At 70.1% G+C, this 12375-nt stretch carries 12 protein-coding genes and 1 pseudogene; 8 read left to right on the plus strand and 5 right to left on the minus strand.

The annotated features are described in order from the left end of the window. Positions 1-152 precede the first annotated feature (152 nt). The gene (locus AC1DKV_RS20730; protein WP_441612266.1) at positions 153-1475 is read left to right on the plus strand and encodes an MFS transporter; all 1323 of its coding nucleotides are present in this window, start codon (positions 153-155) and stop codon (positions 1473-1475) included. 39 nt (positions 1476-1514) lie between these two features. Here the strand turns inward: AC1DKV_RS20730 and AC1DKV_RS20735 are convergent, their stop codons facing one another. Beyond that, the gene (locus AC1DKV_RS20735; protein ID WP_441611997.1) at positions 1515-2666 is read right to left on the minus strand and encodes a CoA transferase; all 1152 of its coding nucleotides are present in this window, start codon (positions 2664-2666) and stop codon (positions 1515-1517) included. An 8-nt stretch (positions 2667-2674) separates the two neighbouring features. After that, on the minus strand, positions 2675-3679 hold the full coding sequence (locus tag AC1DKV_RS20740; RefSeq protein ID WP_441611996.1) for a tripartite tricarboxylate transporter substrate binding protein: 1005 nt from the start codon (positions 3677-3679) through the stop codon (positions 2675-2677). Positions 3680-3770: 91 nt separating this feature from the next. Between AC1DKV_RS20740 and AC1DKV_RS20745 the strand changes: the two genes are divergently transcribed. The 5 genes from AC1DKV_RS20745 to AC1DKV_RS20765 all read left to right on the plus strand — a co-directional run bounded on the left by AC1DKV_RS20745 (position 3771) and on the right by AC1DKV_RS20765 (position 7303). Beyond that, on the plus strand, positions 3771-4766 hold the full coding sequence (locus AC1DKV_RS20745; RefSeq protein ID WP_441611995.1) for a LysR family transcriptional regulator: 996 nt from the start codon (positions 3771-3773) through the stop codon (positions 4764-4766). A 124-nt stretch (positions 4767-4890) separates the two neighbouring features. Continuing rightward, a complete protein-coding gene (locus AC1DKV_RS20750; RefSeq protein ID WP_441611994.1) occupies positions 4891-5592 on the plus strand; it encodes a YceH family protein in 702 nt (233 codons plus the stop codon). Positions 5593-5620: 28 nt separating this feature from the next. Beyond that, positions 5621-6124 (plus strand): GyrI-like domain-containing protein, encoded by a 504-nt coding sequence (locus AC1DKV_RS20755; RefSeq protein WP_441611993.1) that lies wholly within the window; start codon positions 5621-5623, stop codon positions 6122-6124. 307 nt (positions 6125-6431) lie between these two features. Next, positions 6432-6665, plus strand: a complete 234-nt coding sequence (locus AC1DKV_RS20760) for a CDP-diacylglycerol pyrophosphatase (RefSeq protein WP_441611992.1) — start codon at positions 6432-6434, stop codon at positions 6663-6665. A gap of 275 nt (positions 6666-6940) precedes the next feature. Next, positions 6941-7303, plus strand: coding sequence for a translation initiation factor Sui1 (locus tag AC1DKV_RS20765; protein ID WP_441611991.1), 363 nt, complete (start codon positions 6941-6943; stop codon positions 7301-7303). A 23-nt stretch (positions 7304-7326) separates the two neighbouring features. Here the strand turns inward: AC1DKV_RS20765 and AC1DKV_RS20770 are convergent, their stop codons facing one another. Next, positions 7327-7503 carry a hypothetical protein gene (locus AC1DKV_RS20770; RefSeq protein ID WP_441611990.1) on the minus strand — a complete coding sequence of 59 codons (177 nt, stop codon included), beginning with the start codon at positions 7501-7503 and terminating at the stop codon, positions 7327-7329. Positions 7504-7656: 153 nt separating this feature from the next. Here AC1DKV_RS20770 and AC1DKV_RS20775 point away from each other — a divergent pair, with 153 nt between their 5' ends. Continuing rightward, entirely contained in the window at positions 7657-9156 is a 1500-nt protein-coding gene (locus AC1DKV_RS20775) for an amidase (protein ID WP_441611989.1), read from the plus strand. A 166-nt stretch (positions 9157-9322) separates the two neighbouring features. Beyond that, positions 9323-9535 carry a hypothetical protein gene (locus tag AC1DKV_RS20780; RefSeq protein ID WP_441611988.1) on the plus strand — a complete coding sequence of 71 codons (213 nt, stop codon included), beginning with the start codon at positions 9323-9325 and terminating at the stop codon, positions 9533-9535. 24 nt (positions 9536-9559) lie between these two features. Here the strand turns inward: AC1DKV_RS20780 and AC1DKV_RS20785 are convergent, their stop codons facing one another. Both AC1DKV_RS20785 and AC1DKV_RS20790 read right to left on the minus strand, forming a co-directional pair. Next, positions 9560-11974, minus strand: a complete 2415-nt coding sequence (locus tag AC1DKV_RS20785) for a CHASE2 domain-containing protein (protein ID WP_441649953.1) — start codon at positions 11972-11974, stop codon at positions 9560-9562. Continuing rightward, a pseudogene (locus tag AC1DKV_RS20790) lies at positions 11964-12375 on the minus strand (hypothetical protein); the annotation flags it as partial. The pseudogene AC1DKV_RS20790 and the gene AC1DKV_RS20785, both read right to left, overlap by 11 nt.

The raw sequence follows: 12375 nt of genomic DNA on the forward strand, positions 1-12375 counted from the left end.
CCGTCCAAGTGATCGTTGGAACGCCGGTGGGCTGGCATGGGCACCATCATACTGCTAGAACTAAACTTTCGAGAACTGCATATTTTCCTATGGCACTGTAGTCAAAGAAGTGCCATTCTTAAAGGAGTGTGGCACTACGACAAGGCCTGATGATGTCCGGCATCACTCAACAGCACGACCCGTCGTCAGCACCCTCGGCCCGTGAGGCCGCGCACCACGCCCATGTCGCGCCCGGCGAGATCGCCACGGGGGTGGTCATCGGCAGGGCTTCCGAATACTTCGATTTCTTCGTCTACGGCATCGCCTCGGTGCTGGTCTTCCCGGCGGTATTCTTCCCCTTCGTCGGGCGCCTCGAAGGCCTGTTGCTTTCCTTCACCGTTTTCTCCTTCGCGTTTATCGCGCGCCCCTTCGGCACCACGCTGTTCATGGTGATACAGCGGCGCTGGGGCCGCGGTGTCAAGCTCACCGCCGCCCTGTTCGCGCTCGGCACGGCGACGGCCGGCATCGCCTTCCTGCCCGGCTACGACACCCTCGGGCGCGAGTCCATCATCCTGCTGGCGTTCTTCCGCATCCTCCAGGGCATCGGCTTCGGCGGCTCGTGGGATGGCCTGCCTTCGCTGCTGGCGCTCAACGCGCCGCCGCAGCGGCGCGGCTGGTATTCGATGATGGGCCAGCTCGGCGCGCCGATCGGCTTCCTGATCGCGGGATCGCTGTTCCTGTTCCTGCGCGCGAACCTGGAGATCGAGGAATTCCTCGAATGGGGCTGGCGCTATCCGTTCTACGTGGCCTTCGCCATCAACGTGGTGGCGCTGTTCGCGCGGCTGCGCCTGGTGGTGACGCAGGAGTACACGGAACTCCTCGACGAAGGCGAGCTGGAGCCGATCAGCCCCATCGAGATCGCGCGTGACCAGGGCTACAACCTCTTCCTCGGCGCCTTCGCCGCGCTGGCGAGCTATGCGTTGTTCCACCTGGTGACGGTGTTCCCGCTGTCGTGGGTGGCCTTGCATGGCACGCAGGATGTCAACGACGTGCTGGTCGTGCAGATCATCGGCGCGGGCATCGCCATGCTGGGCACCATTGCCTCGGGGGTGATCGCCGACCGCATCGGCCGGCGCACCACGCTCGGGCTGATGGCCACGCTGATCGCCATCTTCAGCCTGTTCGCGCCGTTCCTGATGGGCGGCGGCGCGGGGCGGCAGGATATCTTCATCCTGGTCGGCTTCGGGTTGCTGGGGCTGTCCTACGGGCAGGCCGCGGGCGCGGTCACCTCGAACTTCGAAAGGCGCTTCCGCTATACCGGCGCGGCGCTCACCTCGGACTTCGCGTGGCTGTTCGGTGCCGCCTTCGCGCCGCTGGTGGCGCTGGGGCTGTCGGTCGAATTCGGCCTGGTGGCCGTGAGCGTCTACCTGCTGTCCGGCGCCGCGTGCACGCTGCTGGCACTGCGCGTCAACCGCTCGCTCGCCTCGCGCGACTGACGGCCGGGGCCGCCCCCCAGCCACCATGCCTGCGCGCAGCTACTGCTGAACCCGGAATCCCAGCCCGGGCGACAATACGGTCGTCTCGCCATCGCGCAGCTCGACCGTCGACAGCGCGCCGTTCGACATCGATTCCCTGGCGAACTCGGCGATATTGCGCACGCGCGCGGCCGGCACGCCACAGGCGCTCAGCCGCGCTTCGACTTGCACCGCATCCGCATCGGCCAGCACCGCGCATAGCGCCGCCTTGAGCGCGGCCGGATCGCGCGAGCGTACGAACGCCGGCAGGCCGTCGCGTTGCAGCGGCGGGTCGAACAGCGCCGGATCGCAGGCCAGGTGCCCGAGTTCGAGCGCTTCGAGCAATGCCAGCAATTGCCCCGGCGTGTTCGCCCCGATCGCCAGCCAGCCGTCCCGCGTGCGGAAGAAATCCGCCGACGGGCTGCCCGAGTATCCCTGGTTGCCCACGCGCGGCGGCGTCGTGCCGCGCGTGAGCGCGTCGCAGCTCATCGGGTACATCAGCTGCATGCCCGCGCTGGCCATCGAGATATCGAGCAGCATGCCGCGGCCCGTGCGTTCGCTCTCGCGCACGCCCGCGAGGATGGCGAACGCCGCCAGCAGCCCCGTGGCGGAATCGATGACGGGAAAGCCGGTCTTGATGGGCGGATCGCCCTCGCTGCCCGCCATGCAGGCCATGCCGGTGGCCGCCTGCACCACGTGATCGTAGGCCGGCCTGCCACTCCACCCTGTCGCGCCGCGCCCGAATCCGGAGATGCTGCAATAGACCACGCGCGGATTGAGCGCGCGCACGGCCTCGAAGCCCAGGCCGAAACGCTCGAGCACGCCGGGCCGCAGGTTGTCGACGAACACATCGCAGCGGGCGGCGCGCGCCAGCGCCTCGCGCTTGCCCGCCTCGCTGGCGAGGTCGAGGCTGAGCGATGCCTTGCCCGCGTTGAGCGCGACGAAGGCCTCGCGACCGCGCTCGGTGCGGCGCATGACATCGCCGCCGTTGGTGTTCTCCACCTTGGTCACGTCGGCCCCGAGACGGGCCAGCAGGAAGGTGGCGAAGGGGCCCGCGATGACGTGCGAAAAGTCGAGTACGCCGATGCCGGCGAGCGGGGTGAAACCGGTGCCGGCGGTGCTGGAATTGGCGGAATTGCTGGAATTGCCGGAATTGCTGGTGGTGTCGGGCATGTCTGGTCTCACTGGAGGGTGATGCGGTTCTTGTCGATCACCTGCCGCATGCGTGCGGTTTCCTCGGCGACCAGGCGGGAGAACGATGCAGGCGTGGGGCTCGGCTCGACGCTCGCGCCGGTGTCCACGTAGAAGCGCCGCAGGCCGGGATCCGCGAGCGCGCGCAGCGTCGCCGCGTGCAGGCGCGCCACCAGCGGCGCGGGAAGGCCCGCTGGCGCCCAGATGCCGGTCCATGCATCGAGCGCGAGATCGCCACGGCCCAGCGCTTCATTCAGCGTGGGCACCTGCGGCAGGGCCGCGCTGCGCTGCGCCGAGGTCAGCGCGAGCGCGCGCACCTTGCCGTTGGCGATCTGCGGCACCGCGGTGGTCGCCACCGGAAAGCCGAACTGCGTATCGCCCTTGACCAGCGACGGCACGATCTCCACCGAGCCCTTGTAGGGGATGTGGAGCACGTCGATGCCGGTGGCCGCCGCGAACGCCGCGCCGCAGATATGCGCGGCCGAGCCGACGCCGCCCGAAGCGTAGTTCAGCGTGCCCGGCGCGCGCCGCGCGGCGGCGACGAGGTCCCCGACCGTGCGATAGGGCGAGGCCGCGCTGACGATCAGCACCGCCGGGCTCGAGCCCGTGCGCGTGACATGGGTGAACGCCGCCGGATCGAATTTCGCGCCCGGCTGCAGCAGCTTCTGCGCCACGTGGGTGGAGGCGCCCAGCAGCAGGGTATAGCCGTCGGGCTGCTGCTGCGCCACGAACTCCGCCGCCAGGATGCCGCCCGCGCCGACGCGGTTCTCCACCACGATGGGCCGTCCAAGCTCCCGGCCCAGCACCTCGGCCAGCTTGCGGGCCTGGATATCGGGGCCGCCGCCGGCGGCGTACGGCACCACCAGCCGCACCGGGCGGGATGGATAGCTGTCGGCGGCAAGCGCGCCGGCAGGCCTGCCGGCGGCCGCCGCGAGGGGCAGCGCCAGCAGGGACTTCAGCAGCAGGCGGCGCGGCCGGCGTGGGGGCTCTTGCATCTCGGGTCTCCTTCATGGTTTTGCCCGATTGTGGCCGTGCCGAGTCATTCTGGACAATTATCCAGATTTGAAGATCCCATCACGAATGGTTATGGCCACGATTCCCCGCAACACCGCTCCGTCCGCCGCCCAGCCCAACCGTATCGACCGCCTGCGCATCCGCCATCTGCGGCTGCTGGACCTGGTCGCGCGCTCCGGCTCGCTGACGGCCGCCGCCGGATCGCTGCATATCAGCCAGCCGGCCGTGACCAAGATGCTGCAGGAACTGGAACAGGCATTCGGCTGCACCCTGATCGAACGCACCACGCGTGGCGGCCGCCTGAGCGCCGCCGGCGAACGCGCGCTTGAACGCCTGCGCATCGCGCTGGGCGCGCTGGACGCCGCCGGCGAAGCGCTCGCCACGCGCCCGGAGCTGCCACTGGTCAGGATCGGCGTGCTGCCGCTGGTCGGTGTCAACGTGCTGCCGCGGCTGGTCGCCAAGCTCAGCCGGCAAGGCACACTGCCGCGCCTGCAGGTGCGCGAGCACACCGTCAGCGGCCTGCTCGCCATGCTCGCGCGCGGCGAACTCGACTGCGCGGTCGGGCGGCTCGGCACCGGCGACGCGGAACACGCGCAGGCGCAGGGCGCGCAAGGGCTGGACATCGCCCCGCTGTGGGACGAACACCTGGCCATCGCCTGCGCGCCCGACCATCCGCTCGCAAGGCGGCGCGAGGTCAGCCTGGCCGCGCTGCACGAAAGCCCGTGGATCCTGCCGCCGCGCGGCACCCATACACGCGAGATCTTCGAGCAGCCGTTCCTCGACGACGGACAACTGCCGCCGGTGCCGCATATCGAGTCGATGTCTTTCCACACCAGCCTGTCGATGGTCGCCGGTAGCGGCTTCCTGGCGGTGGTGCCGGACAGCGCGGCGCGGCACTACGGCGCCATGTCGATGGTGCGCAAGGTGCGCCTGCGCGCACCGTTCCCGTCCGGCCGGATGGTCTTCATCACGCCGCGCCATGCCGCGGCGGCATCATCCGCGTCCCCCGCCATCACGCCGGCCGTGGCACTGATCGCCAGGGCCCTGCGCGAAGACGCGGCGGCGTAGTACACGCGCGCATAGCCGCGGCAGGCCCGTGCGACTATCATATGCCTCGCAAACCACCCGCTCCCGGCCCGCAACGCGTATCCGCCCGCCAGGCCCGAAGCAGCCTCACCTAGCGACGCCATCCATGGACACAAACCCCGACACCCCCTCGCGCCCCCCCATGCGCGCCCTCACCCAGCTCGAGGGACGCGTGCTGGCCGTGCTGCTGGAAAAGCAGCACACCGTGCCCGACACCTACCCGCTCTCGCTCAACGCGCTTACCGCCGGCTGCAACCAGAAGACCGCGCGCGCGCCGGTGATGAACGCCAGCGAAGACGAAGTGCTTACCGCCATCGACGGCCTCAAGCGCCTGAGCCTGGTGATGGAAGGCAGCAGCAGCCGCGTGCCGCGCTTCGAGCAGAACATGAAGCGCGTGCTCAATATTCCCAGCCAGTCCGTCGCGCTGCTTGCCACGCTGCTGCTGCGCGGCCCGCAGACCGCAGCCGAGTTGCGCCTGAACAGCGCGCGCCTGCACGCCTTCGCCGATATCTCGTCGGTCGAGGTCTTCCTCGACGAACTCGCCAGCGCCGAGCCGCCGCGCGTAGTCAGGCTGGCTCGCGCGCCCGGCGGACGCGAGCACCGCTGGATGCATCTGCTGTGCGGCGAGGTCAGCGTGGACGATGCCGCCGGCGCGCAGGGCGCCACCGAGGAAGCCATCCCGCCCTCCGAGTTCGAGGCGATGAAGGCCGAGCAGAAGGAACTGGCCGGAAAGGTGGCTCGCCTGCAGGCCATGCTCGAGCAGATGGCGGGCGAACTTGGCATTACGCTCGACAAGAACGGCCTTTGACGCAGTCCCGATCGCGGAGCCCTTGCACATGACCGACCCCAAGGCAGCAGACCTTTCCCAGCCACGCTTCGAAACCGGCCGCCCTCTGCTGATCGCAGGCCAGGCAGGACGCTTCACGCTGGAGACCAACGGCGGCATCCCGGCACTCTGGCAGCGCTTCATTCCGCAGATCGGCAAGGTGCCGGGCCAGGTGGGCTACGTGACCTACGGCGTTTGCTGCAATCCGGACGGACACGGCGGCTTTGAATACATTGCCGGCGTGGAAGTGGGCAGCCTGGACGGCCTGCAGGAGGCGTACCGCTGCATCGAGCTCGCGGCGCAGCACTACGCGGTGTTCACGCATGCGGGGCCGCTTTCGACGCTGGTCCAGACCTGCCTGGCAATCTGGCAGAAGTGGCTGCCAGCGTCCGGACTGGAGACGGCATGCGCACCGGACTTCGAGCGCTACAGCGCGGATTTCGATCCGGCCGCGGGCACCGGCGTGGTGGAGGTCTGGGTGCCGCTCAAAGCGCGGCCGGCGGCGGCGGCCTGACCCGCGGATGCGCGGCGCGCGCCCTCGGGTCCTGCTGCCTCCTTGCCCCTGTAATGTAGAGACTAATGTAGAGACAACTGTCCTTTCGCCACGGATCTGGACGCGGTGGCCGTGACATTGCGCTGCGGAGTGCGGAAAACGCCCCCGCGGCAGGTATCGCATGCGGCGCGTGCGCAACACACGCGCAATCCGGCCTGCAGACGAAGTAGACTAGAAGTCCCTGAGTTTCGCGGACATTGCGCTGTCACGATACTGTCTTGCGGAACCGGACATAATCTGGCGACCAGAAACGTGGAGGATCCCGACAATGCGCGTGACGATTCGCACCATTACGATTCCGGGAGGCAAGGGCCGCGCGGCCCTGCACAAGGCTGTCGTGTACATGACCACGGAGCAGGAAGCGGCGCCGCTGATGACGAGCGAGTGGAGCCAGCGCGAGCCCGAAGCCTTCATGGCGGCCCAGACCTGGGCCCGGCGCAACACCTATATCGTGTCCAACCCCCGCACCGGCACGTTCTACGGCAGTCCCGCCGGCCGCTAGCCAGGCACCGGCCGAATCCCCCCGCCGCCGGCTGATGCGCCCCGCAGGGCGCGGTAAAGGCAGCCCGTGGCATGACGGCTGCTCGTCGTTCCGACGCAAGCGCCTTCCCTGCGCTTAGCCCTTCTCCCCCCGCCCCCGACTTGATACGCACCGAAGGCCATCTGCTTTCCCGCGTCCGTATCGGTGATCCGCCAGCCCGCGGATCGCGCCGGATCTTGCGGGCAAGGCAGGCTTGGCGTACGCTGCCAGCCCCGCATCCCGCCAGGAATTCCGTCATGCCCGCCCCCAAGTCCGCCAGTTCGCTCGTCTATTCCACCGAGCACGGCCGCATGTGCCCGGGCTGCGGCAATGCGCTGGCGGCCTGCACCTGCGGCAAGGCGCAAACGGTCGCGCAGGGCGACGGCATCGTGCGGGTATCGCGGGAAACCAAGGGCCGCAAGGGCAAGGGAGTGACGCTGGTGCGCGGCGTGGTGCTGGCGCCGCTGGCGCTGGCCCAGCTCGGCAAGGAGCTGAAGGCCGCTTGCGGATCGGGCGGCACCGTCAAGGACGGCGTGATCGAGATCCAGGGCGATCACTGCGACACCGTGATCGCGAAACTGCGCCAGCAAGGCATGACCGTCAAGCGCGCGGGCGGCTGAGCCCGCCGGTCCTGCCGCCGGCCTTAGCGGTTGCGCTGCTGGTAGCGGATGCTGCCGTCCGGCTGGCGCTGCGGCACCACCGGGTTGCGCGAATTGCACACCGGGCAGCGGAACAGCAGGCCCTGGCCTTCATCCTTGATCGTCACATCCGCCTCTTCCCAGCGCGTGCGGCACGATTGGTTCTGGCAAGTAAAAGACATCTTCATTCTCCGAGATAGGCGCGGATCGTAGCATGCTCGCAGCGGCTCGCCGCGCGCGGGTCTCCCATCGATCTCTCATGGGCCTGTCACGCAGGGCGCCGATATGACAGACTGGCGCCGGTACACGCACACCCAGGCACGAGGAACCAGACCATGCAATTCCCCGAAGGCAATGCAGGCAGCGTCGAGCGCATCGATCCCATCGTGGCCATGCCGGCCCTGCAGCTATCGCGCGAGCTACATGCGCGCAGGCTCTCCAGCCGCGAAGTCATGCACGCCTACCTGGAGCATATCGCGCGGGTGAACCCGGCGGTCAATGCCATCGTGGCGCTGCGCGAGCGCGAGGTGCTCCTGCAGGAAGCCGACGCCTGCGACCAGGCGCTCGCGCAAGGGCGCTCCGCCGGCTGGATGCACGGCATGCCGCAGGCCCCCAAGGACCTGGCGGCCACGCGCGGCATCCGCACCACCTTCGGCTCGCCCATCTTCCGCGACAACGTGCCCACGGCCGATGCCATCGTGGTCGAACGCGCGCGCGCCGCCGGCGCGGTGCTGATCGGCAAGACCAACACCCCCGAGTTCGGCCTGGGCTCGCACACCTTCAACCCGGTCTACGGGGCCACCCGCAACCCCTACGACACCAGCCGCAGCGCCGGTGGCAGCAGCGGCGGCGCCGCGGCCGCCCTCGCCATGCGCATGCTGCCGGTGGCCGACGGCAGCGACTTCGGCGGCTCGCTGCGCAACCCGGCCGGCTTCTGCAACGTGTACGGCATGCGCCCCTCGGCCGGGCGCGTGCCCTACGGCCCCGGCCCCGAGCTTTTCCTGCCGCAGCTTGGCACCGAAGGCCCGATGGCACGCACCGTGGCCGATCTCGCGCTGCTGCTCGCCACCCAGTCCGGCGCGGACGCGCGCACGCCGCAGGCGCTGCCGCAAGACCCCGAACTGGCCGCGCTGACGCCGGACAACGTCGCCGGCGCCCTGTCGGCGGACCTCAAAGGCAAGCGCGTGGCCTGGCTCGGCGACTGGGACGGCTACCTGCCGATGGAGGCCGGCATCCTGGCGCTGTGCGAAGACGCGCTCAAGGCCTTCCCCGCGTTCGGCGTGGCGGTGGAGGCCATCGCCGCGCCGTTCCCGCCCGCGCAGCTGTGGCAGGTCTGGCTGGCGCACCGTCACTTCCTGGTGGGCCACGGCCTGCTTCCCCACTACCAGGACCCGGCCCGGCGCGCCTTGCTCAAGCCCGAGGCAATCTGGGAAATCGAAGGCGCGCTCAAGCTCGGCGCCGCCGATATCCATGCCGCCAGCGTGGCGCGCAGCGCCTGGTACCAGGCGCTGCTCGGCGTGTTCGGGACGTTCGACTACATCGCGGTGCCAACGGCACAAGTGTTTCCCTTCGACGTAAACGCGACCTGGCCGAAGCAGATAGCGGGACGCGCGATGGATACGTATCACCGCTGGATGGAGGTGGTCTGTCCCTGGACGCTGTCGGGATGCCCGGTGGTCAGCTTGCCGGTGGGATTCGGCGCCGAGGGATTGCCGATGGGCATGCAGCTGATCGGCAGGCCGCGCGGCGATCTCTCCGTGCTGCGCGCCGCGCGCGCCTACGAGCAGGAGCGGGACTGGGTCGGCGGGCACTTGCCGCGCGCCTTGCTGGGGTAAGGGACACTGTCGAGACGATCGAAGTCATCGAAGCGAAGCTACCGAAGCGAAGTTATCGAAATGATCGACACCATCGGACGGCCGGCGGCTTCCCGCCCTTGCATTTGTTGACATTGCCCTCGTGCATCGCGCCTAGAATCCTGCGCTAATCACGAAGGGCATCCCTATGCGAACCGACCGAACCAGACTGCTGGGCTATCTCGCGCTGTGCATGGTGGCGTTCGCGCTGCTCACCGTGCTGTGCGTCACGCTGCAGGACGAAAACGAACGGCGCGCCGCGCGCAAGGTCCGGCAGATGGATGGCCGCGTTGCCGCACAGGCCGCGCAGGCCTCGCAGGGGCAGGAGCCGCGCACCGGCATGGCCACGGCGGCGCGCTGAGCCTGTCCCCCGAAGCCCGGCGGCTCAGGCGGGCAGCACGATCGTAAACGTCGCGCCCGCCCCGGCCGCGCTGGCCAGGCGCACCTCGCCGCCGTGCCGCTCCACCACCGTCTTCACGAACACCAGCCCCAGCCCGCTGCCAGCGGGCGCATCGCGCTCGTTGTCGCGCAGCCGCGCGAAGGGCTGGAACAGGCGGCCCTGGTCTTCCACGGCAATACCCCGGCCCTGGTCGGCCACGTCGATCGCCAGGCCCTGCGGCACGCGGTACAGCCTGACCGTGACCGTGCTGCGCGGCGGGCTGAACTTGATGGCGTTGCTCACCAGGTTGGCGATCGCGCGCACCAGCAGCACGGGCTCGGCCGTCACGATGGCCTGCTCTTCCTCCAACGCCAGGCGCAGCTCGATGCGCGCGGTGCTGGCCAGCGCCCACAACTCGTCGGTGGCGTCCAGCACCACGCCGGCGAGGTCGACCTCGATGAAGTTCAGGTGCGGCGCCTCGGCCCGGGCCAGGCGGATGAAGTCGTCGGCCAGCTCCAGCGTGCGGCTGGCGTAGTCACCGATGCGGGCCAGCAGCGCCGCTTGCGGCAGCGCGCGGCCGGCTTCGTGCTGCAGCTCGATCAGGGCGAGGATGGAGGCTTGCGGCGAGCGCATGTCGTGCGAGATGAAGCGCAGCGATTCCTCGCGGCGGCGCTCGGCCATGCGTACCTGGGTGATGTCGATTACGCTGATGATGAGGCCGGCCACGCCACCGGTGTCGCTGCGCAGCGGCGCGCCGCGCAGCAGCATGGGATGCTGGTCGCGCGCTTCCAGCTCCACGCCGGGCGGGGCCTGGACCGGCTGGGCCGGCGCGCTGTCGCCGCCGGGCCAGGCGCTGCGCAACTGTTCCCAGTAGTCGTGGCCGGCCTTGGGCTGCGCGAACACCTCGTCGATCATCTCGCCGATGCGCGGGCGCGGCGCCGCCGCATCGGCCAGCGTCGCAAGCGTGCGCGGCGCCAGCAGCAAGCCACGCCGGTTGGCCAGCAGCACGCGTCCGGCCGGATCGCAGATCACGGTGGCCTCGGGCAGGCCTTCCAGCCCGTCGGAGAGGAACTGCCGCAGGTCGCGCAGGCGCGTGGTCATGCGATAGACCGCCCGCATGCGCGTATCGAGGTTGCGGCCCCGCGCCCCGGCGGCCTCGCCCTCGTCCGTCTCCATCGCCAGCAGGCCGGGTTCCCGCTCCAGCTGCGCCAGTTCATCGGTGAGGAATTGCAGCGCCGCTTCCTGCCGGCGCCAGCTCCACAGCGGGTACAGCAGGGCGCAGCCCGCCATGGCGCTGACCGGCGCGAACCACAGGTGGCCGAGCACCACCAGCAGCAGGCTCGCACCCAGCGTGCCACCGAGCAGCCCCGCGGTCACCAGCAGCGCATTGCGCGGGGTAAGCATCAGCGCGGCCAGCGCCGCCAGCAGCACCGGCAGCAGCGTGCCGAGCCAGAACCATGGCGCCGGCAGGGCCACGATGGCGCTGTCGCGCTGGAGCGTCTGCATGGCATTGGCGATGATCTCCACGCCGCTCATGCCGTGGCCGTCGCGCGAGGCAGGAGTGGGGTACACATCGCCGAGTCCGCTGGCGGTGGCACCGACCAGCACGGCCTTGCCGTGGAAGAAGCCGGGCGGCAGCTTGCCGTCGAGCACGTCGAGCACCGGCACCTGGCGGAACGTGCCGGGCGGGCCGGCGAAAGGAATGCGCAAGCGATAGCGATGCAGCCAGCCATCGGCGTCCGGCGCATCCTGCTGCTGATCATGCCGGTAGCCGGACACGGGCCGCGGCGGACGGCCGAAGCCGACCATCGCGGCGGAAAAGTGATCGAGCAACTGGCCCGGCAGCCCTTCCTGAAGGAATACCTGGCGCGCGACGCCGTCCAGGTCCACCGCGATATTGATATGGCCCACCGCGCTGCCCAGGCCGGTCAGCGGATAGCGCACCTGCAGGCCGCCCTGCCCGGGCTCCGCCAGCGCGGGCAGCACCACGTTGCCGGCGCGCGCCATGCTCAGCGCCAGCGCGCGGTCGTCCCCGGGGTGCAGCAGGTCGGGCTCGGAGAGGATCACGTCGACACCGATCACGCGCGGCACGCCGGCGGCGATATGGTCGATCAGGCTGGCCAGCACGTGGCGCCGCCACGGCCAGCGGCCGATGGCGGAGATCCCGGGATCGTCGATGGCGACGATGACGATGTCGTCGCCGGGCGCGTGGTGCTGGGCCGCGACGGCAAGGTCGTAGACCGCCTTGTCGGCGCGCTCGCTCCAGCCGCGCACGGCGCAGGCCACCACCAGCGCCAGCACCGCCGCGCCCAGCAAGGCCCACTCGACCAGCGTGCGGCGCTGGTAGCCGGCCAGCAGACGCGCCTGCAGGCGGCCCAGCGTGCGGGCGCGCGCCGCCGGTTGCGCCAGTTCAGTCGGCACGGTTGAGCAGGCCTGCGCCGGTGCTCACCGGCTGGCCTTGTGCGTCGCGCACGTACTGCATCACTTCGATGCGCTGGGGCGGGGAAAAATGCGGCCCGGCGGCAGTGGCGGAAGTGGTGGCTGTGGCGGCGCCAGGGCTCTCGCGTCCCACGCGCACGAAGTAGCTGCCGCTGCCCGGGCGCGGCAGGCGCGCCTCGTTGGTCTCGCTGCGCACGTCCGCCACGATGCGGGTGAAAGCCGCGTCGGACGCCATCTGCAGCCGGTAGGCCTGGGCCGCGCCGCCTGCGCCACCGGCGGCCGCGGCCGGCCATGCGATGCGCAGGGTGTCGCCGCCATCGTCTTCCAGGCGCGGCTGCGGCGGCGACGGCTCCTGCGCGAACGCCACCGGCTCGCCCCAGGGC

This window comes from Cupriavidus sp. 05T41, from assembly GCF_056396525.1.

Coding starts and splice junctions, on each gene's coding strand:
- AC1DKV_RS20735 (WP_441611997.1), bottom strand. CDS start 2,666: ATGCCCGACACCACCAGCAATTCCGGCAATTCCAGCAATTCCGCCAAT.
- AC1DKV_RS20775 (WP_441611989.1), top strand. CDS start 7,657: ATGCAATTCCCCGAAGGCAATGCAGGCAGCGTCGAGCGCATCGATCCC.
- AC1DKV_RS20740 (WP_441611996.1), bottom strand. CDS start 3,679: ATGCAAGAGCCCCCACGCCGGCCGCGCCGCCTGCTGCTGAAGTCCCTG.
- AC1DKV_RS20765 (WP_441611991.1), top strand. CDS start 6,941: ATGCCCGCCCCCAAGTCCGCCAGTTCGCTCGTCTATTCCACCGAGCAC.
- AC1DKV_RS20770 (WP_441611990.1), bottom strand. CDS start 7,503: ATGTCTTTTACTTGCCAGAACCAATCGTGCCGCACGCGCTGGGAAGAG.
- AC1DKV_RS20750 (WP_441611994.1), top strand. CDS start 4,891: ATGGACACAAACCCCGACACCCCCTCGCGCCCCCCCATGCGCGCCCTC.
- AC1DKV_RS20730 (WP_441612266.1), top strand. CDS start 153: ATGTCCGGCATCACTCAACAGCACGACCCGTCGTCAGCACCCTCGGCC.
- AC1DKV_RS20780 (WP_441611988.1), top strand. CDS start 9,323: ATGCGAACCGACCGAACCAGACTGCTGGGCTATCTCGCGCTGTGCATG.
- AC1DKV_RS20760 (WP_441611992.1), top strand. CDS start 6,432: ATGCGCGTGACGATTCGCACCATTACGATTCCGGGAGGCAAGGGCCGC.
- AC1DKV_RS20745 (WP_441611995.1), top strand. CDS start 3,771: ATGGCCACGATTCCCCGCAACACCGCTCCGTCCGCCGCCCAGCCCAAC.
- AC1DKV_RS20755 (WP_441611993.1), top strand. CDS start 5,621: ATGACCGACCCCAAGGCAGCAGACCTTTCCCAGCCACGCTTCGAAACC.